16 protein-coding genes are annotated in these 20,429 nt (G+C 35.0%); 6 read left to right on the top strand and 10 right to left on the bottom strand.

Going from position 1 to position 20,429, the window contains the following annotated elements; translation table 11 throughout:
• Positions 1 to 25: 25 nt before the first annotated feature.
• Positions 26 to 916, bottom strand: a complete 891-nt coding sequence (locus A9D35_RS06440; RefSeq protein ID WP_066220580.1) for an aldose 1-epimerase family protein — start codon at positions 914 to 916, stop codon at positions 26 to 28.
• Between the two features lie 81 nt (positions 917 to 997).
• On the opposite strand from A9D35_RS06440, the gene pabB reads away from it, so the two are divergent.
• Positions 998 to 2,290, top strand: coding sequence for an aminodeoxychorismate synthase component I (gene pabB / locus A9D35_RS06435; RefSeq protein WP_066220578.1), 1,293 nt, complete (start codon positions 998 to 1,000; stop codon positions 2,288 to 2,290).
• Here pabB and A9D35_RS06430 read toward each other — a convergent pair.
• Positions 2,287 to 2,979, bottom strand: coding sequence for a hypothetical protein (locus tag A9D35_RS06430; RefSeq protein ID WP_066220573.1), 693 nt, complete (start codon positions 2,977 to 2,979; stop codon positions 2,287 to 2,289). The two genes, pabB and A9D35_RS06430, sit on opposite strands and share 4 nt — an antisense overlap.
• A 124-nt stretch (positions 2,980 to 3,103) precedes the next feature.
• Between A9D35_RS06430 and tilS the strand changes: the two genes are divergently transcribed.
• The 5 genes from tilS to A9D35_RS06405 all read left to right on the top strand — a co-directional run bounded on the left by tilS (position 3,104) and on the right by A9D35_RS06405 (position 8,222).
• Positions 3,104 to 4,420 (top strand): tRNA lysidine(34) synthetase TilS, encoded by a 1,317-nt coding sequence (tilS, locus tag A9D35_RS06425; RefSeq protein ID WP_066220570.1) that lies wholly within the window; start codon positions 3,104 to 3,106, stop codon positions 4,418 to 4,420.
• Positions 4,421 to 4,540: 120 nt separating this feature from the next.
• Positions 4,541 to 6,079, top strand: a complete 1,539-nt coding sequence (locus A9D35_RS06420) for a YifB family Mg chelatase-like AAA ATPase (RefSeq protein WP_066220568.1) — start codon at positions 4,541 to 4,543, stop codon at positions 6,077 to 6,079.
• A gap of 45 nt (positions 6,080 to 6,124) precedes the next feature.
• On the top strand, positions 6,125 to 6,706 hold the full coding sequence (locus A9D35_RS06415; protein WP_066220565.1) for a hypothetical protein: 582 nt from the start codon (positions 6,125 to 6,127) through the stop codon (positions 6,704 to 6,706).
• A 29-nt stretch (positions 6,707 to 6,735) separates the two neighbouring features.
• Positions 6,736 to 7,440, top strand: a complete 705-nt coding sequence (locus A9D35_RS06410; RefSeq protein ID WP_066220562.1) for a hypothetical protein — start codon at positions 6,736 to 6,738, stop codon at positions 7,438 to 7,440.
• Entirely contained in the window at positions 7,416 to 8,222 is an 807-nt protein-coding gene (locus tag A9D35_RS06405; protein ID WP_066220559.1) for a sensor histidine kinase, read from the top strand. Before A9D35_RS06410 ends, A9D35_RS06405 begins: the two co-directional genes overlap by 25 nt.
• Here A9D35_RS06405 and A9D35_RS06400 read toward each other — a convergent pair.
• The 8 genes from A9D35_RS06400 to A9D35_RS06365 form a co-directional block, all read right to left on the bottom strand.
• Positions 8,219 to 8,911: an RluA family pseudouridine synthase gene (locus tag A9D35_RS06400; RefSeq protein ID WP_066220558.1), complete on the bottom strand. Its 693-nt coding sequence runs from the start codon at positions 8,909 to 8,911 to the stop codon at positions 8,219 to 8,221. The two genes, A9D35_RS06405 and A9D35_RS06400, sit on opposite strands and share 4 nt — an antisense overlap.
• Positions 8,912 to 9,093: 182 nt before the next feature.
• Positions 9,094 to 9,912 carry a 3-methyl-2-oxobutanoate hydroxymethyltransferase gene (panB, locus tag A9D35_RS06395; protein WP_066220553.1) on the bottom strand — a complete coding sequence of 273 codons (819 nt, stop codon included), beginning with the start codon at positions 9,910 to 9,912 and terminating at the stop codon, positions 9,094 to 9,096.
• Positions 9,913 to 10,100: 188 nt separating this feature from the next.
• Entirely contained in the window at positions 10,101 to 11,759 is a 1,659-nt protein-coding gene (locus tag A9D35_RS06390) for an MBOAT family O-acyltransferase (protein ID WP_066220548.1), read from the bottom strand.
• On the bottom strand, positions 11,752 to 13,047 hold the full coding sequence (locus A9D35_RS06385) for a GDSL-type esterase/lipase family protein (RefSeq protein ID WP_066220540.1): 1,296 nt from the start codon (positions 13,045 to 13,047) through the stop codon (positions 11,752 to 11,754). The genes A9D35_RS06390 and A9D35_RS06385 overlap by 8 nt, the downstream gene beginning before the upstream one ends.
• Positions 13,044 to 14,558, bottom strand: a complete 1,515-nt coding sequence (locus tag A9D35_RS06380) for an SGNH/GDSL hydrolase family protein (protein WP_066220538.1) — start codon at positions 14,556 to 14,558, stop codon at positions 13,044 to 13,046. The genes A9D35_RS06385 and A9D35_RS06380 overlap by 4 nt, the downstream gene beginning before the upstream one ends.
• Positions 14,559 to 14,644: 86 nt before the next feature.
• On the bottom strand, positions 14,645 to 16,069 hold the full coding sequence (locus A9D35_RS06375) for an L-serine ammonia-lyase (RefSeq protein WP_066220535.1): 1,425 nt from the start codon (positions 16,067 to 16,069) through the stop codon (positions 14,645 to 14,647).
• A gap of 157 nt (positions 16,070 to 16,226) precedes the next feature.
• Positions 16,227 to 18,848, bottom strand: coding sequence for an MGH1-like glycoside hydrolase domain-containing protein (locus A9D35_RS06370; protein ID WP_066220533.1), 2,622 nt, complete (start codon positions 18,846 to 18,848; stop codon positions 16,227 to 16,229).
• A gap of 457 nt (positions 18,849 to 19,305) precedes the next feature.
• The gene (locus A9D35_RS06365) at positions 19,306 to 20,385 is read right to left on the bottom strand and encodes a BamA/TamA family outer membrane protein (protein WP_066220530.1); all 1,080 of its coding nucleotides are present in this window, start codon (positions 20,383 to 20,385) and stop codon (positions 19,306 to 19,308) included.
• Positions 20,386 to 20,429: the final 44 nt, after the last annotated feature.

Genomic DNA, 20,429 nt, shown 5'->3' with positions numbered 1-20,429 from the left:
TACAAAGTTAAGGCTATTATTCCTTTTAAACTAAATGCTTTGGGTCTATTTCAATAGTATAAGCCGCTTTAAATGTTTGTTTTGTGGGTAACATAATAATACCTTCTTTAGTTTTAAAATCTTGATTATGATGCTCATGATCGGCAACGCCAAGCCAAGGTTCTATGCACACATAATCTGCTTTTGGTTTTGCCCAAATTCCTAAATATGGAAAGTCGGGAAAATCTACGGTTAAAATGGTACCGTTTTTACGACTTTTTAAAGCAACTTTTTTCGATTTTAAATCTTTGAACACTAAGGCATCTTCAGTAAACAAATCGTAATGCAACGAAATTGTGTTGGCTTCAGAAATAACGGGAAATGTACGGTCGGTAATTAAACCTAAAGCTGTATTTAAGGCGTAAGACTCCGAATTTTCTTCAGTATCAAATTCTAAATAATAGTCGGTGTATGTTTCATTTTCGAAAACCGGACATTTAAAAGCCGGATGCCCTCCAATAGAAAAATAAATAGGTTTATCGTCTAAATTTTCAACAATATGAGTCACTTTTACAGCGTACTCAATCAATTCAAATTGTATTGTAAATTTAAATTTAAAAGGATATATTTTTAGTAAATCTGTATTGTAAAGTAGGGAAAACACCAGTTTAGATTCGGTTTGCTCCTCTAATATTATATCGGTATTATGCCTTACAAACCCATGTCTAGGAACGGCATAATGTTCACCATCAATTATGGCACTATTATTTTTTATAGCCCCAATTACAGGGAAAAGATTAGGAGCAAAGCTTCCCCAAACATCGGGATTAGCATTCCACATAAACTGATTGGTGTTTTGAACTGCGCTTATTTCCGAAAGTTCTGCACCGACAGGATTTACCGCAATTTTTAAAGATTTATTTTGTAATGTATACATTGAAAAAAGATTTAAACTAATATACAAATTAGATACTTTTTTAAAGAAACTAACTAACTTTACAGCTAAATTTTTTACAATTTGCGCATTTCAAAATCAAGAAATATTGAAGATTTAGCTGTGTTTAAACAGCAACTTTTGCATTGGAGTCAGCAGTATGAGGAAGTGATTTGGATGGATTCTAACCAGTACAATACCTCGTATTCAAGTTTCGATGCCATTCTAGCTGTAGATGCTTTTACGAGCATGCAAACCGATTATTTTGATGCATTTGAATCTTTAAAAGCATACCAAGAGTCTACTAATGACTGGATTTTTGGCTATTTAACCTACGATGTAAAAAATGGCTTAGAACAATTACAATCTAATAATTTTGATGGATTAGAATTTGCTGATGTGTTCTTCTTTCAGCCTAAAAAAATCTTTCTTATTAAGGGAAATCAGGTTGAGATTAGGTATTTAAATGTGGTTGAAGATGAGGTTGAAGATGATTTTATCGCCATAACCAATACCGTATTAGAATCGCATTCGGAGGCCTCACACCCGATAAAAATAAAATTACGCATTCATAAAGACGCGTATTTTGAAAAGGTGAATAGTATGTTGGCACATATTCATCGTGGCGATATTTACGAAGCGAATTTTTGCCAAGAGTTTTATGCCGAAAATGCCGAAATTAATCCGCTAGAAACCTATCAAAAGCTTAACGATTTATCTAAACCACCTTTCGCTACCTTTTTAAAACAACAAGATAAATTTTTAATGTCTGCATCTCCAGAACGGTATATTAAAAAAGTAGGAAATACTATTATCTCACAACCAATTAAAGGCACAGCAAAACGGTCCAGTAATCCTGAAAAAGATGCTCTGTTAAAACGGGAACTAGAAGCTAACGAAAAGGAACGCAGTGAGAATATTATGATTGTGGATTTAGTGCGAAACGATTTATCTAAAACCGCAATAAAAGGGAGTGTAACTGTCGAGGAATTATGTAAAGTGTACACTTTTCCACAGGTGCATCAAATGATTTCTACGATAACATCTCAGATTTCCGAAAATACTTCGGCTATCGATGTTTTAAAATCAACTTTTCCAATGGGAAGCATGACGGGGGCTCCCAAGCTTTCGGCTATGAAAATTATTGAAGAATTAGAAGAAACTAAACGTGGTTTGTATTCCGGTACAGTGGGATATTTTACTCCCGAAGGAGATTTCGATTTTAATGTCATTATACGAAGCATTTTATATAACCAGAGTAAACATTATGTGTCATATTCTGTAGGAGGTGCTATTACATCTAAAAGCAACCCGTTAAGTGAATACGAGGAATGTTTGGTAAAGGCTAAAGCCATGCGCCAAGCTTTAGAGCATTAAGTTAAATGCTTTCGGAACCGTTTTTTTACATTAATTAAAATGTTTTCAATCCGTTTTACTTCAATCTTTTTTATTCTAGAAATATCTTCGTAAGGCAAATTTGCGAATACATATAAATCGACAACATTCGAAATTCTTATGGGTAACCAACCATAAAATTTACTCACTATTTTTCTGTTTGTGGTATTTTGGTGGTCTCCTAACTCCAAAGCATTTACTATTTTTTGGTTGTTTTCATCGTATAAAAACACTCCTTTTTCATGTCTGTTTTGTTTGTAAGAAATATCATCAAGATCTTCTAGCATAACAAAATCCATATCGCCATCTATGGAGTAGGGTTCGTCTAACCGATTCAATTCTTCTTGTAAGATACTATTCGTACTTACTGTATTTTGGTGTTGTCCTTCTTTAATAAAAAGTTCTTCTAAGTAAATATCTAAAATCCTGAATAGTTTTATTTTTAAATCGTGAGCAGACATATCGGTATCGTAACCTTTCTCGTATAAACGTACAATGCAATCGTCTATAACGCCATTAGAATGATATAAATTTTTGCGTATTATGCCTACAGATTCGGCGATATGCAAACGGTGTTTTACATAAGATTGTAGGCTAGAAGTTATGGCAACTACTTTTTTATTAAAAGCTTTTTGGGCGGTGTCGTCGTTAATTTGCTGTTGTGTTTTCATGCTTAAAGTCTTAATGTCGGTTGTTCTAAAGTTAATGAATTTAAGCGTTAATAAATGTTAACAGACTGATTTTAACGATACATGAATTTTGAAATCCGTTTTTTTAAAAGTGTATCTTTGTAGTATGATCGAAACGTTTAAAACCCACATTTCGGAAACCCTTCCGTTTTTAAAAGATAAGAAACTTATAGTCACTATTTCTGGTGGAATAGATAGTGTGGTATTGGCAAATTTATGCCATGAATTAGGGTTGAATATAGCATTAGCACATTGTAATTTTAATTTAAGAGGAGCAGAAAGTGATGCCGATGAAGCGTTTCTAGTAAATTTAGCCGAAGCTCTAGATGTGGAGCTTTTTATTGAAAGTTTCGATACTAAACAATATGCCGAAGACACGAAATTGTCTATCCAAATGGCGGCACGCGAATTACGTTACCGCTGGTTCGAAGAGTTAATAGCCTTGCTAAAATTCGATTATGTGTTAACCGCACACCATGCCGATGATAATTTAGAAACCTTTCTAATCAATTTATCTCGCGGAACGGGATTGGATGGATTAACCGGTATTCCCGAAATTAACGATTATATTGTTCGTCCGTTACTCCCATTTTCGCGTACAGATATAGAGGCATATGCCAAATTAAATACTATTTCTTGGCGAGAAGATAGTAGTAATAGCTCCACGAAATATTTGCGAAATAAATTGCGACACGATGTTATTCCGGTGTTAAAAGCTATTAATCCGCAATGGCTTCAAAATTTTAAAAATACCCAAGATCATTTACAAGACTCTAAAGTTTTAATTGACGATTATATGACCCAAGTCTATAAAGACGTTGTGCATTTTGATGGCGATATTATAAAATTTGATGTTTCTAAATTATTGAAATTTCCAGATCCGAAACCGTATTTATACGAACTCTTAAAACCGTATAATTTTACGGCTTGGGAGGATATTCTTAAGTTGTTAAAATCGCAATCGGGAAAGCAAGTGTTTTCAGAAACCCATCGTTTGCTTAAAGATCGCGAGTATTTAATTTTAAGTTCGAACACTAGCCAAGACGCCATAGTTGAAGCACAATATAAAATTCCTAAAGATTTAAAATCGCTAGAAACCAACTTTGGAACATTAGTTTTTGAAACCGTTTCCGAACTTAAAGTATCTGGAAACCAAACCATTTTTGTAGATCAGGATTTACTTCAATATCCATTAACCGTACGAAAATGGGAACAAGGCGATGTTTTCTATCCGTTGGGTATGCGTGGGAAAAAGAAATTAAGTAAGTATTTTAAAGATGAAAAATTATCGCTTTTAGAAAAAGAACAAGTTTGGGTATTGTGTTCGGGAAATCAGATTGTTTGGGTAATTAATCGTAGAAGTGATAATCAATTTAAAGTGACAGCCGAAACAAAACAGATTTTAAAAATAGCTTGCGTTTAACTTTTTATAGAGCCGGAATTCTAGTTTTTATGGTGTTCTTTGATTGAAAATTAGAATTTAATTTGTTTTCATTCAGGTGGTTAGTGTATTTTTATTACTTTTAAGTAAACTAACCATTTTATGCTTAAAAAAGTATTTGGAAGCGCTGTTTTTGGTGTCGATGCCACAACCATTACCGTCGAAGTAAATGTAGACTCGGGTATTGGGTATCATTTGGTAGGCCTTCCAGATAATGCCATTAAGGAAAGTAATTTCAGGATTGCAGCCGCCTTGCAAAACAATGGCTTTAAAATTCCAGGTAAGAAAATTATAATAAATATGTCGCCAGCCGATTTGCGAAAGGAAGGTTCTGCATACGATTTAACTTTAGCACTTGGAATCTTGGCTGCCACAAAACAAATTCCCGCCGAAGGTTTAGAAGATTATATTATTATGGGCGAGTTGTCTTTAGACGGTACACTTCAACCCATAAAAGGCGCGTTACCTATAGCGTTAAAAGCACGATCGGAAGGATTTAAAGGTTTTATTCTGCCTGGACAAAATGCTAAAGAGGCTGCTATTGTTAACGATTTAAAAGTGTATGGTGTGGCTTCTATAAAAGAAGTTATCGATTTTTTTAAAGATGGCACTCCGCTTGAGCAAACGGTTATAAATACCAGAGAAGAATTTTATAAAAATTTAGATTTCCCAGAATTCGATTTTGCCGATGTTAAAGGCCAAGAAAGTATAAAACGCTGTATGGAGATAGCTGCTGCTGGCGGTCATAATATTATTTTAATTGGTCCGCCAGGATCTGGAAAAACCATGTTAGCCAAACGATTACCATCTATTTTACCACCAATGACTTTGCATGAAGCTTTAGAAACTACTAAGATTCATTCGGTAGTTGGGCGTGTAAAAGCGCATTTAGGTTTAATGTCGCAACGACCATTTCGAAGTCCACATCACACAATATCTAACGTCGCCCTTGTAGGCGGCGGGAGTTATCCGCAACCAGGAGAAATTTCATTATCGCATAATGGCGTTTTATTTTTAGATGAGCTTCCAGAATTTAAGCGTGATGTTTTAGAGGTGATGCGTCAGCCATTAGAGGATCGAGAGGTTACCATTTCTAGAGCAAAATTTACGGTAACTTATCCGAGTAGTTTTATGTTGGTTGCGAGTATGAATCCGAGTCCGAGCGGATTTTTTAACGATCCGAATGCACCTGTAACCTCTTCACCGGCAGAAATGCAACGCTATTTAAGTAGAGTGTCGGGCCCTTTATTAGATCGGATTGATATTCATATTGAAGTCACTCCTGTACCTTTCGAAAAACTTTCTGAAGACAGAAAAGGAGAATCGTCTGTCGTTATTAGAGAACGAGTTTCTAAAGCCAGAGCCTTGCAAACCGAACGCTTTAAAGATTTTGAAAATGTACATTATAATGCCCAAATGAATACGAAACACATTCGTACGTTTTGCAAACTAGATGATACCTCGAAGCATTTATTAAAAACAGCTATGGAGCGTTTAAACTTATCGGCCAGAGCTTACGACCGTATTTTGAAAGTTTCAAGAACCATTGCAGATTTAGAAGGCTCTGAAGCTGTTTTGGGGGCGCATATTAGCGAAGCTATTCAGTATAGAAGTTTAGATCGCGAAGGCTGGTTGGGCTAACCTATTATTTTTAACTAAGTATAATCAATAAAAACCAAAACAAAAATGAAGAAACTAGCATTAATTTTATTAGGCGTTTTAATAGGCGTCGTTGGTTCCCAATTGCTGGAAACCAAAACAGATGAAAAGGAAATTAATTTAGAGCGGGAACCTCCAACCTCAGAGTCGGTAGCACCATCGGAATCCGATAACACGTTTTCAAATCCAAATGGATTGATATCTGTTCAGTTAGCAGAAGAAATGTCGAAAGCGTATCAATCGCGATATGATGCCATAAATGCATCTCATTTTGAAAAGAATAAATTTGATAATCGCTCTGTTTGGTTTTCACTGTCAGAAATAGAAAACTATATTTGGTATGCTAAAAAGCAAGCCCATTCGAAAGGACTTTCAGAACATGCCATTAACGGATTACGGGTGTATTTAGCGGCCTATGTTAAAAATAAAAAAGATCCGGAACAACCAGGTTTAACCACTGTTTTTATTGTGCCTACCATAGATAACTCGAAGTCGAAAAGTGGTATGCCTTTTAGTGTAATTCAGCAAGGTTCTAGCGATTTTACGGGAGCAGATCCCTTAAATTTAGGAGGAGCTGGACATCCGCCAGAAGCTACTTATCCTCAGTAATTTTAAATAATAATGTATAATTTCCTGAATTGAAAGAATTTTTATTAAGTAATTACAGTTTTTTAACCAAATCAGTTATCGCCTTTGCCGCCATAACTGGTTTGTATTTTTATAGAAGTTATAAGAATACGGTGGGGGTTTACTTTATCTGGTACTTAATTGCCGTGTTTTTTATGGAACTGATAGGGTTTTACCCAAGATATTTTAGGGATTGGGGAATTTATTATAGTATAGAAGGCACATTGTTTCAACGTAATTATTGGTTCTATAATTTATGTTGGTGTATAGGGAGTCCCTTATTTTTTTCGTTTTATTACCGACAAATTATTTCAGATTCACGCTATAAAAAATGGATTAAAATAGCAACTTGGGCGTTTTTAGCAATTATATTAGTTTATATCGTTCTAGATTATAACGTGTTTTTTGAAGGCTTTGTAAATACAATAAATATTAGTGGAATGACCTTAATAGTTTGTTGTATCACCTTTTATTTTCTAGAGGTATTGCGTTCCGATAAGATTTTAAATTTCCATAAATCGTTAAATTTTTACATCAGTGCTATAATATTATTATATTTTTTAGTAACTCAGCCGCTTATATTTTTTGATACGTATAATTCTCAATCCGACATAGAATATGTACATTTAAAAGATTTAATTCGATTAACATCTAATTTATTAATGTATTTATCTTTCAGTATAGCCTTAGTATGGTGCAACCCGCAGAACAAATAGTAAGTACCGCAGCAGAACGCTATCTATTGGTGTATATGACAGCTGTGTTGTTAGTTGTTTGTACACTTATTATAATATTTTTTATTACGTTTCAGAAGCGGAAAAATAAATTGTTGCGCGATAAAATTGAACAACAACGAATTTTTGACGAAGAAATTTCTAGGACTCAAATAGAAATTCAGGAACAAACATTAAAACATATTGGGCAAGAACTCCACGATAATGTCGGGCAACTACTGTCTGTAGCATTTATACAATTAGGAATGTTGGGCAAACAAATAGATCCAGAATTGGAGCCTTATGTTTCAGAAAATAAAGATTTAGTTAAAGAAAGTTTAGATGAATTACGAGCCATCTCTAAATCTTTAAATGGTGAAGTGGTTATGCATCGCGGATTTCAAGATTCTATAAATAATGAAATAAAACGATTCAATAAACTGGGTAGAATTGATGCTGAAGTTATTATTGAAGGCGATTCAAGCCTACTAGAAAATAAAAAAGATGGCATGATTCTATTCCGTATTTTTCAAGAGTTTTTATCGAATACTTTAAAGTATTCGGAAGCGTCCCATTTAAAGACCCGAATTAATTATACGCCAAACTGTTTAATGCTCTATGCGGAAGATGATGGCGTAGGTTTCGATATCAATAAAATAGAACAGGGTTCTGGTTTAATAAATATGGAGAGTAGGGCAGCGCTTATAAACGCTCATTTTAAATTAAAATCTAAACCAGATCAAGGAGTTTCACTGCAATTAAAATATCCGTATCGGAAGGTTTAAAGGCAAGCATCCCAAAGGGCATCTTGCGGTAATGGGGCGGTAATAAGTATATCTTCTTTAGTAACGGGGTGCGTAAATTGAATATGTCTAGCATGTAAATGGATACTCGCATCTTTATTACTCCTATGGGCGCCATATTTTAAATCGCCTTTAATCTTACAGCCTAGTTGGGCTAACTGACATCTAATTTGGTGGTGTCTGCCCGTTTCTAATGCTATTTCTAACAAGACATATCGGTCTAATTTTTTTAGGACGGTATAGTGTAAAATTGCTTTCTTACTATCCCTAATTTCTTTTGGATAGGCTGTAGATTTATTGTTTTTCGGATTTTTTTTCAGCCAGTTTATTAAAGTGTCCTGCTGTTTTGGAGGTGCATTATTTACTAGGGCCCAATAGGTTTTATTTACCTTTTTCTCGGCAAACATGGCATTTAATCGTGTTAAGGCTTTGCTTGTTTTTGCAAAAATAACCAAGCCTGTAGTAGGCCGATCTAACCGATGTACCACACCTAAATATACATTTCCGGGCTTATTATATTTGTCTTTTATATAGGCTTTTATAACCTCGCTTAATGGTTCGTCTCCAGTTTTATCGCCTTGAACAATGTCTCCCGTGCGCTTATTGATAACAATCATATGATTGTCTTCAAATAAAATTTGCAGGTTAGATTTGTTGGAAAGTATTTTCATTATATCTAGATCGTTAGCGGATTATAAGAAGATATCAATAAAATGTTTCAAAATCAAGAGCTTTTAGAAGTAGATGCGTGTACGGCAGGAGAAAGGCTCCTGTTTTTTCAAATCTCTAATTCTATGAAATTATCATTGACGTTCTAAAGTTTTCAATATCTAACTAAGCCAAGGGGTTTAAATTAATATTGCTCATCTTCAGAAGGGAAATCTAACGATTTTACATCGGTTACATACTGTGATAAGGCGGTTGTCATTTCATCATATAAATTTAAATAGCGACGTAAAAAACGCGGATTAAATTCATGGGTCATTCCAATCATATCATGCAATACTAAAACTTGACCATCTACACCGTTTCCAGCTCCAATACCTATTACCGGAATGGTTAATTTTTCGGCAACTTTTTTAGCCAGTTTTGCAGGGATTTTTTCTAAAACAACGGCAAAACATCCTGCTTTTTGAAGCATTAACGCATCAGAAATTAATTTTTTAGCTTCTTCTTCTTCTTTAGCACGAACGGTAAATGTTCCAAATTTATAAATAGATTGTGGTGTTAATCCTAAATGCCCCATAACAGGTATTCCAGCATTTAAAATTCGTTTTATAGATTCTTTTATTTCTTTACCACCTTCTACTTTTATAGAGTGCGCACCACTTTCTTTCATAATTCTAATAGCAGAACGCAAGGCTTCTTTAGGGTCGCTTTGATAACTTCCAAAAGGTAAATCAACAACTATTAAAGCTCGAGAAACACCACGAACAACAGAAGATGCATGATAAATCATCTGATCTAAAGTAATGGGTAAGGTTGTTAAATGCCCCGCCATAACATTACTAGCAGAATCGCCCACAAGTATAACGTCTACGCCAGCTCCATCTACAATCCTGGCCATGGTGTAATCGTATGCGGTAAGCATCGATATTTTTTCACCATTAACCTTCATATCTTGCAATGTTTTTACAGTAACTTTTTTGTAATCTTTCTGTGCGACAGACATATCTTATAGAATTTAGGCTGCAAAAATACTGAGTTTTTAAGAACTTATAAAGGATATTGCTATTAATTCCTTAAAAACAGCTTAATAATACGCTTGTTAAATAAGGAATTGGAGAACAATAACCACACTAACTAAACGGTTAAAATTTCCTAAATTATCTAATTGTAACTTTTAGAACGCTGATTGTATTAGAATTGGAAGTAAATAAAGGGTTGAAAATCGCTAGAAAATGCTTGATAACAGATAACACCTGTACAAACAGCAGCCGTAATTTTTACAAACACCGGACTTTTAGCATACAAATTCTCAATTTGATCTTTTAAGGATTGCGGTAACCAGTGCGTTATATATCCAACAAGCATCACCCAAAATACGGCTTGATAATGTACCAAGATATCTATGGCATGTGCCCAATCCATATTATTTGCTACTTGCGAATACCAACGCGAAATGTGCCCCATACTTTCACCTCGGAAATAAATTCGAGTAAATGTTATAAAAATAAAAGTGACTAGAATTTTCCAGCAACGAACATACCACTGGTTTTTATATTCGTAGGGGCTTATTTTACGCCAGAACTTATAAACCACAATTCCTAATCCGTTTAAACCTCCCCAAATTACAAATTTCCAGGACGCACCATGCCATAAGCCGCCAATTAACATGGTAAGCATTAAGTTGATATTGGTATTGATTTGGTTTCTTACATTGTGGTTGTAAATAGATAAAATAAAGAAGGTAAGCGAGGTTAGTAGGATGATACATACTATGTACATATCTCTAAAAGCAAGCATTACACCTAGTAAAATAACAGCTAGAATAATATAAGACGCCGTACTTCCTTTTCTATTTCCGCCTAACGGAATATATAAATAGTCGCGCAACCAAGTAGATAGCGAAATGTGCCAACGTTTCCAAAAATCGCCAGCACTAGTGGCTTTATATGGCGAATTAAAATTGACGGGCAATTCGAATCCCATAAGTAAGGCTAATCCAATAGCAATATCTGTATATCCCGAGAAATCGCCATAAATTTGAAGCGAATATCCAATCATGGCCATAATATTGGCAAAACCAGAAAACATTTCGGGAGTGTCGAAAACTCGGTCAAGAAAATGCATGGCTATAAAATCGGCAAACAACATTTTTTTAATTAATCCTTTTAATATTAAAAAGGTACCGGCATCAAAATTATGCTTGGTTAAAAATGTTGGTTTAGATATTTGCGGAACAAAACTTTCTGCGCGAACAATAGGTCCTGCCACTAATTGCGGAAAGAAACTTACATAAAACCCAAAATCTAGTATAGAATTTAAAGGCTTTAATTTTTTTCTGTAAATATCTACACTGTAACTTATAGTTTGGAAGGTGTAAAACGAAATACCTACAGGAAGAATAATTTTATCGACCGTAAAATAATTTTGATTACTAAAGCTATTTCCCCATTGAGCCAACACATTTAAAACCTGATAGTTGGTGCTGAAAAGGGTGTTAAAGGCATCTGTAAAGAAATAAGCATATTTAAAATAACAAAGCACAAATAGATTAATACATACACTTAGCGTAACTAAAGCTAAGCGTTTGTTGTTATGTTCACTTCTATAAATAGTGCGGCCAATAAAGAAATCGACCAGGGTGCTAAAAATTAAAATACCTATAAATAATCCGCTTGTTTTATAATAGAAGAATAACGAAATAAAGAATAAATACGAATTACGAAGCGGGACCTTTTTATAAACTAAAGCGAAAATAAAATAGGCTACCGCAAAAAATATCCAAAAATTGGCTTGGGTAAAGATTAACGGAAAATCTTCCGAAAAGGTGAAAATATCGTAAAACCTATTCATCTAAATTTTTAAAATGCGTTAATAACAAATCTTTGTCTTGGTGGGTCGATTCTGCCCATGCATCAACAAGTGCTTTTAAAAATAAATCGGCTTTAATACTGTATCCTAATTTGGTAAAATGTATGCGGTCGCGAGGCATTAGTTTTGCTTTGTACCATTTGTTAGACGATCCTAATCCGCCCATAATACTATATAAATCCCAAACAGCCATATTGTATTTTTTTGTTAGTTCCATTATTATTTTTTGCTGTACGGCGGTATTTGGATTAGGAAAACTTTTCTTGTAATAATCATCGTTTGGTACCGTTAATAAAATGGCACAATCTGGATTTGCCCGCTGAATCATCTGAATGAAATCTTCGTAATAGGCTCTAAATTCTTCAGGTTTAAAACTGGATTTTGGCATATAGGCATCGTTTGTACCTACCGAAATTATAAACATATCGGGCTTATAAAGCTGTAATTGCTTTTCAAAATATGCCGAGCGATTATACCAGGCAAAACTAGCCCCGTTAACACCAATACTTGTGTATTCTATACCGGGATCGTCGTTCATAAATTCCATTCCCATCAATAAAAATTCTGGCGAAACACAGGCTGTATCTTTAATTTTAAGATTTAATGCGACAGAGTCTAAGGTTCGATTAAATCGGTATTCTCTGTACATGCCCGCATAATTTATGGTGTCTAAAGTCACTAAAGTACTATCAGCAATATTAATATCGTAATCCTCTAACCAAGTATTATAAAACACTCGAAGTTTATTAAAAGTATATGGCTTTTTTGTGTAGTTTCTGTAATTAGATTTTACATAAATTTCGTCTTCAACACCACGAAAAGCTGCACTTACACCCGATAATCCCCAAGCTACGCTGTCTTTTGAAACTGAGCAACGGTAACCTTTCCACTGACTTTTATCGGCTTCAATTCTGTAATTTGTTGGGTTGTTGGTATGTGCCAAATGATACGGAAATACAAAACCACGTTGCCCTAAAGAGACATCGTTTATATTTTGAAGATAGGTTCTAATTTTATTTGAATATATGTCTGCTTGAATATGACTCCCTCCAATATGAAAAATGTGAATTTTCTTCTTTTTTCCGAGGTAAACACTATCTAAATCGGCAAAGAATTTTTGAAAATAGGGAGATTCTGAAGCGTATTGAAAGGTGTTGGCTTCAAAATTAATTAAATGGCCGTATTCTGGCGTAATACTGTCCAACACATAATGTTGCCCAAAAACAGGGAGTGATAAGATGAGGGAAAGTACTAAAATTTTAAATTTCATTCGTCGTGTATTAAATCCATGTATAAAGAGAGAAAGAATAATTCTGAAATTATTCGTGTTCCCGTAAGTGAAAAATGTGTGTAATCGCTTCCTGCCAGTTTTTGATCTACCCAATGTTGCATCGAGTTTTCGCCACCCATGGCATTAAAAGTACTCCAATACGCTATGTTGTTATCGTTACACATTTCGCGTAAAGTATGGTTTAAATAAGGTAATAGCGGGTACGTTTTCATTTGTCCGTTTTCTGTTGTCGTCATATCTGTAGGGCCAATAAAAATAACACTCGCATTATTGGTTTTGCGTCTTACCCAATTGATATGATTTTTAAGATACCTCGTGTATTGCTCAACTTCTAAAGAGTCTTTAACGTAAGGCACCGAATTTCCGCCATATTGAAAAATTAAAACTTTAGGATCTAAAGTCTTATACATTTGGGCGAAATTCTCACTATTTAATCCAGCAAAAATAGTTCCTGCAGAACCACGCATAGCTACATTGTCTAACGATATACCTTCATTGCCATCTAAAGTAATGCCGTAGATATCGGGACTCATTTTAGATTCCAATTCAAACGTAAGTATGGCTGGTGTGTTAGGCAGATTAATTTCTATTTCATGATAATTACCATCGGTATTTAATTCGGTTTCTTTTATTAACGAACCGCTGTTAAACACTTTTAAATTTACAGGTAATTGCGCATTGCCGTAATGAAATCCTATAGTTGTATAATTACGCATACGACCATAGGTTTTAGTAGATGGTTTAACCGTAAAACTAGCTTTAACCAGTTGTAAAGTATCGCTGTTAATACTATCGGCAACGATGTCGTAATACGGTGTAAATCGCGATAAGGTTGTGTATGCACCATATTTTTTATGTGCAAATCGTTTTTTAGACGGATCGAAAGCTGCGTGTCTCGTCCAATGTTCAGAGGTCGTTACTACAGCACTTATGTTTTCGTATACTTGGGCAATAGGGGTGAAGCCAGGACCATTTCCGCCATATAAATTTTGAAGTTTATTTCGGATATACGATGACATTCTATCGCCTTCAATTTGAGAATCGCCATAATGAATAATACGACTTTTAGAAGCCGTAAGGTGAGCTTTTAATTGCGAAATAAATTCATCCTTATTTTTAGGGTAGGTGATGCGTTCAATTTTTGAGGTATCTATTTTTGATAGATTCGGAATTTTAGGAACAAACGCTTTTTTTTCTTCAACAATAGGCGCCTCTTCTATAACCAGTTTCTCTATGTCTTCTTCGGGCTCGACCAAAACTTCAATATTATTTACAATACTATCTACCGCTTTTATTTTTTCTTTTGAAGTAGATTCTGTATTCCAAAAAGATTCTGAAGTAGGATACTTTATGGTAGTCCCCAAAACAGCAAAACCGTCCTGAGATTTTCCGTTAGGTAGAGTGTTAGACGAACTTAAATACGTTATCCCCAACAAAATTAATAAGGTGATGCAAATGCTGAAGCATATTTTTAAGGGACTATAATTCATACGGGTTTAAGCAGGGCGTTTTTATAACAACTAATATGTTGTAAATATATTGCGTCCTATAAAGATAATCAAACTTAGTTAGGAGTTTAACAATCGGATAAGTGTACACCTACGGCTAATCCGCCTTCCGATGTTTCTTTATATTTAGAATTCATGTCTTTCGCAGTTTCCCACATGGTAGAAACAACTTTATCTAAAGGCACTTTTACGTTGTTCGGGTCTGTTTCTATGGCGAGTTCTGCGGCATTTATTGCTTTAATAGCCCCCATAGAATTGCGCTCTATACACGGGATTTGCACCAAACCACCAATAGGGTCGCAGGTTAAACCTAAATGATGTTCCATAGCAATTTCGGCAGCTACTAAAACTTGTTCTGGGGTTCCGCCTAATAATTCGGTTAATGCACCGGCCGCCATAGCAGACGATACGCCAATTTCGGCCTGACAACCACCCATAGCTGCAGAAATAGTAGCTCCTTTTTTAAAAATACTTCCAATTTCGCCAGCCACCAATAAGAATTTTTTAATGTCCTCGAATCCGGCATCGTGATTTTCAATTACCAAATAATACATTAAAACAGCAGGAATTACACCGGCACTTCCATTGGTTGGAGCTGTTACTACTCGTCCTAACGAGGCATTCACCTCGTTAACCGCTAAAGCAAAACAACTTACCCATTTTAAAATTTGTCTGAATTTAACTTCGGTATTTCGGATAGATTCTAACCATTCTTGCGGATTGTTATACGGAATATCACCATGTAATTTTTTATGCATATCGAAAGCACGACGACGCACATTTAATCCGCCTGGTAAATTCCCTTCTGTATGGCAACCCGTGTACATGCATTCTAGCATGGTATTCCAAACGCGTTTCATTTCGAAATCGATAGTAGCTTCATCGCGTAGGGATTTCTCGTTTTCTAGCACAACTCCCGAAATAGGTAAATTAAGCTGATGACAAAACTCTAATAGTTGTACACCAGTTTCAATAGGATAGGGTAGCGTACAGTAAAATATAATTTTATTGGCCTTAGAGTTTTTACGCTCCTCTTTTACAACAAAACCACCACCAATAGAGTAGAATGTCGATTTGTATTGTCTACCATTTATTAAAGCCGAAAACGAAAGGCCGTTAGAGTGAAACGGAAGAAATTTTCTGTTGAAAACAATGTCTGTTTGCACGTTAAATGGGAGGCTATTTTCAGCATTAAAAACAAGGGTATTGGTGTTTTTTATGGTTGAAATAATCTCGTTAATATCTTCTGTAGGAATACGTTCCGGATCGGCGCCACTTAAACCCAGAATTAGGGCGAAATCTGTAGCGTGTCCTTTTCCTGTTAACGATAAAGATCCGTAAAGGTCTACGGTAACTTTCTCTACTTTATTAAATTTACCAGAATCTTTAAGTTCTTTAATCCAACGTTCGGCAGCACGCCAAGGGCCCAAAGTGTGAGAACTAGAAGGACCAACGCCGATTTTTAACATGTCAAATACAGAAATTATTTCCATTTACGAAAACGTTTTAAAATGGCTGCAAAGATACAAGAAGTTTCTGGTGAAAAGTAGGCGAATGGGGTATAAAATGTAAAATAAAATGAATAAAAAAAACTTGACTAATAGAGAGACTGACAGCTCTAATTAGTCAAGTTTTTGTATGTTTTAGAGCTTATTTCTGAGCTTCCATTTCCATGATTAAATTCGCGATTAAAGCGGTCCATCCTGTTTGGTGAGATGCTCCTAATCCGCGGCCATTATCACCATCGAAAAACTCATAAAACAAATGTTGGTTTTTAAAGTGCTCGTCTGTGGTAAACACCTTGTCTTCATCATCTGTATGATATTGGAATCTTCCATCTTTATTAGGCTCAAACAATTTTACTAATCGTTTTGTAAGTTCGTTTGCAATCTCGTTTAAGTTGAGTTTGTTGCCAGATCCGGTAGGGAATTCGTAAGTGTATTCCTTTCCGTAATATTTATAGTATTTTCTAAGCGATTGGATAATCATATAATTTAGAGGCATCCAGATTGGACCTCTCCAATTAGAATTTCCTCCAAACATATTCGATCGGCTTTCACCTGGTTCGTATTGAATTTGATGATGCCCATGATATTGAAAGACAAAGGGGTGTTTTTCGTGATATTTAGACAATGAACGAATACCATAATCTGAAAGGAACTCCTCTTCGTCAAGTAAGCGTTTTAAGAGATGCTCTAACCGGAAACCTCGCATTATAGAAAATAGATAATCTCCATTTTCGTTGGCTTCTTCGATTCTGGAAATTAATGAGGCTAAATCTGGACGTGTTCTTACAATTTCGGCCACCTTAAATTTAAAACTTTTAAGAGCATCAAATAAATCTTTATGAATTATTTCTACAGCAAACATAGGTATAATACCAACTAAAGAGCGCACTTTTAAACGGTCTGTCATGCCCGAAGACATTTCTACAACATCATAATAAAAACTATCCTCGTTGTCCCATAGCGAGATGTCTTTTTGCCCGATATGATGCATAGCCCAAGCAATGTTTAAGAAGTGTCTGAAAAATTTGGCAGCAAAGTCTTCGTAATTCTTATTGGTTTTTGCTAACTCTAAGGACATGCGCAGCATATTTAGCGTAAACATGGCCATCCAACTGGTGGCATCTGCCTGCTGCATTCGCGTAATTCCTTCTGGCATATGGTTTCGGTCGAAAACCCCGATATTATCTAAGCCAAGAAAACCACCTTCAAATAAATCGGTACCATTTTTATCTTTTTGGTTTACCCACCACGTAAAATTAACGAGTAGTTTTTGAAACGATTTTTCTAAAAAGGACAAGTCGCCTTCTCCCTTACGTTCTTTATCTTTTTCGTAAACACTCCAAACGGCAGAAGAGTGTACCGGTGGATTAACATCGCTAAAATTCCATTCGTAAGCAGGAATCTGTCCATTAGGATGCATATAATTTTCTTGTAATACCAACAGCAGTTGCTCTTTGGCAAAATAGGGGTCTATTTCGACAAAAGAAACCATGTGAAATGCAAGATCCCAGGCGGCATACCACGGATATTCCCATTTATCTGGCATAGAAATTACATGCCTGTTTGTTAAATGTTGCCAGTTGTAATTTCTAGCAGAAGCACGGTAACTAGGTTTTTCTCCTGGACCTCCAAAAAGCCATTTAAACACATCGTAATAATAGAATTGTTTGGTCCATAATAAACCTGAGAATGCTTTTCTTGCAATTTCTTGATGTGTTTCTGGAAGATCTTTCTTGATTATATCTTGGTAGAACGTCTCGCACTCTTCAACTCTTGTGGCAAATAATTTGTCAAAATCAGACCAAGGGGTAGAAATCGGTTTTTTGCTAAGACGCACTCGTATGCTTTTTTCTTCGCCCGCTTTTAAGGTAAATTTATGCCAAACCGCCATTCTAGACCCCTTTTTTTCAGGATTTACGGTAGGTTCAGCGTTTACAACAAAGTTATTTATACCGTCTTTAACATATTCTACTTCGTTAGGGACATTATAAATACGTTTGTTATTTGTTTCATTCTCACAAAATAGTTGAGCTCCGTTTTCGTGATATAAGAAATAACGTCCATTTCTTCCACATTTTGCCTCAACGCAGTCGTCTGAAATAGATTTTATACTCGGGCGGTTAAAGCGCTTATTATGTTTCCAAAAATTTCGATACCATAAGTGCGGAAGCACATGAATGTCGGCAGCTTTATCACCTCTATTTACAATCGTGACTTTCATTAAAATATCGTCAACATCGGCTTTTGCGTATTCTGTATAACAATCAAAATAGGCATTATCTTTAAAGATTCCGGTATCTAATAATTCGTATTCTGGTTCTTCACGGCTACGATGTGTATTAACTAAATCGGCGTAAGGAAATTCGTTATGTGGATATTTATATAAGTATTTGCAATACGAGTGGGTGGGCGATGACACTTGATGAAAATAGAGCTCTTTTACATCTTCACCATGGTTTCCTTGGTTGTTGGTTAAACCAAACAAACGTTCTTTTAGGATAGGGTCTTTACCGTTCCAAAACGCAGGTGCTATACACAAAATTTCGCGAGAATCGCAAAACCCTGCAATACCTTCTTCACCCCATCTGTAAGCATTACTACGTGCTTTTTCGTGGTCTATAAAATCCCAAGCATTTCCATGTTCACTATAATCTTCCCTTACAGTTCCCCATTGTCTTTCGGCAAGATATGGCCCCCATTTCTTCCAATTTTTATAAGCATCAGAAACGTCTAATCTTTCTGCTTCCTGAGTTTTATTGCTCATATATTATTTTTTATTTGTCGGAATTAATAATTTTTAAACCTTATGTATTCAAATAAGAATTGAGTAAAAATAAGACATATTTGTATAGGAGATAAAGCTCTACATAAGTATTGTGCATTTGATATTCTGAGTAGAGATTCATTCTGTTTTTCGTAAAAAGAAATATAAATATTTAGTGAACTGATAGTCTTAAAAAAATAAAATGTTGAAAAAGGCTAATAACATGATAATAAAAAAAAGGCATCTTTCTACATTTAACCATGTAAAAAGATGCTTTTTTATTGGGTCTTGAAATGTTTTATAGTCTTACAATTTTAATATCCTTTATGTAATCTTTTGGCAGTTTATGGATAATTGCAAGATATAAACTCCATTTAATTTTAAGCAGAGTATAAAATAGTGTCTTTTATAAAGTTTAACATGTAAGGATGTTGGTAAATTCTGTAGTTCTATAAAATTAAAAAGCTTCGCCTATTCTAAAATTAATACTCCAATCGTCTTTACCTACGGCACCATCTAAACCAATATTAAATTTCACCTTTTTAAAGGCACGGTAACGATATCCTACACCAACTCCAGGATAGGCTTTCCAGTTAAAATCTTCAGTATCTGAACCGTATAAGGTGGCTAAGCCAGCAAAACCTACAACTCCCATTTTATCATTAAAATTATAACGATATTCACCTTGAATAGCCAAAACACCATCGCCTCGATATTTTCCTTCGCTATATCCTCTAATATCTTTATTTCCTATGGTTTCTTGTTGTTGAAATGCAATATCTCCTAAACCGAAAGTTCCAGAAAATCGCGCTGCCAAAACATCGCGGCCTTTTTTCATAGGAAAATAGGTGTTGTATTCGGTTGTTAATTTTTGAGCTTTTACGTCGTTACCAATCCATGTAGGGAAGGTTACAAATTTTACTATAGATTTAATTCCCGTGGTAGGGTAATAAATGGCGTCTCTAGAATCGTAAAGCAAATTAAACTCTAAACCATTGGTTTGCGTAATATCTTCTGGCTGTACTTCGTCTTCATAAACGGTGTCGTAATGTGCATACGTATATGTTAATCCTCCGTATAGATGATTAATGATTTTTCGCTGTACCCCAGTACTAATTACAAACACATCTGTTCCGTAATCGTAAAACCCAGGAACCGCATCGTCATCCATATAAAATTGCGAATTGTAATCGCCAGTAAACATAAATAACTTAGCCCGCCAGGTATCTTCTTTAAAAAACCATTTGTTGAATACAGCTATAAAATAAGATTTATTGGTGGTATACACTGCAGAAACACCCGATATAGATTTTGGAGATATGGTATCCTTTTGGTTGGTTTTGTACATGACCATTGGTATGGCTCCAAACATAAAATCTAGAGTTCTATTATAACTTAAAAAAGGCATAACACTGAATTCTACTTTCTTTACTTTAGCAGTATCATTTGCTTGTTCTATGGTTTCGATAGTTTCTTGTGCTATACTAGAAGCAAGACAACAAACTGAAAAAATAGCTAGGAGTATAATTTTTTTCATAGAGAAGGGTCGTTTTTTAAGTATTAAATATACTACGATTTTGT

Origin of the sequence: Formosa haliotis (assembly GCF_001685485.1) — a bacterium.
In the GTDB taxonomy this organism is placed as follows: domain Bacteria; phylum Bacteroidota; class Bacteroidia; order Flavobacteriales; family Flavobacteriaceae; genus Formosa; species Formosa haliotis.
This window is presented reverse-complemented; position numbering and strand designations above follow the sequence as displayed.

Excerpts from the sequence above, each read along its gene's own strand:
- A9D35_RS06440 (WP_066220580.1), bottom strand. The coding sequence starts at position 916 with ATGTATACATTACAAAATAAATCTTTAAAAATTGCGGTAAATCCTGTC.
- A9D35_RS06430 (WP_066220573.1), bottom strand. The coding sequence starts at position 2,979 with ATGAAAACACAACAGCAAATTAACGACGACACCGCCCAAAAAGCTTTT.
- tilS (WP_066220570.1), top strand. The coding sequence starts at position 3,104 with ATGATCGAAACGTTTAAAACCCACATTTCGGAAACCCTTCCGTTTTTA.
- A9D35_RS06420 (WP_066220568.1), top strand. The coding sequence starts at position 4,541 with ATGCTTAAAAAAGTATTTGGAAGCGCTGTTTTTGGTGTCGATGCCACA.
- A9D35_RS06415 (WP_066220565.1), top strand. The coding sequence starts at position 6,125 with ATGAAGAAACTAGCATTAATTTTATTAGGCGTTTTAATAGGCGTCGTT.
- A9D35_RS06405 (WP_066220559.1), top strand. The coding sequence starts at position 7,416 with ATGGTGCAACCCGCAGAACAAATAGTAAGTACCGCAGCAGAACGCTAT.
- A9D35_RS06400 (WP_066220558.1), bottom strand. The coding sequence starts at position 8,911 with ATGAAAATACTTTCCAACAAATCTAACCTGCAAATTTTATTTGAAGAC.
- panB (WP_066220553.1), bottom strand. The coding sequence starts at position 9,912 with ATGTCTGTCGCACAGAAAGATTACAAAAAAGTTACTGTAAAAACATTG.
- A9D35_RS06390 (WP_066220548.1), bottom strand. The coding sequence starts at position 11,759 with ATGAATAGGTTTTACGATATTTTCACCTTTTCGGAAGATTTTCCGTTA.
- A9D35_RS06385 (WP_066220540.1), bottom strand. The coding sequence starts at position 13,047 with ATGAAATTTAAAATTTTAGTACTTTCCCTCATCTTATCACTCCCTGTT.
- A9D35_RS06380 (WP_066220538.1), bottom strand. The coding sequence starts at position 14,558 with ATGAATTATAGTCCCTTAAAAATATGCTTCAGCATTTGCATCACCTTA.
- A9D35_RS06375 (WP_066220535.1), bottom strand. The coding sequence starts at position 16,069 with ATGGAAATAATTTCTGTATTTGACATGTTAAAAATCGGCGTTGGTCCT.
- A9D35_RS06370 (WP_066220533.1), bottom strand. The coding sequence starts at position 18,848 with ATGAGCAATAAAACTCAGGAAGCAGAAAGATTAGACGTTTCTGATGCT.
- A9D35_RS06365 (WP_066220530.1), bottom strand. The coding sequence starts at position 20,385 with ATGAAAAAAATTATACTCCTAGCTATTTTTTCAGTTTGTTGTCTTGCT.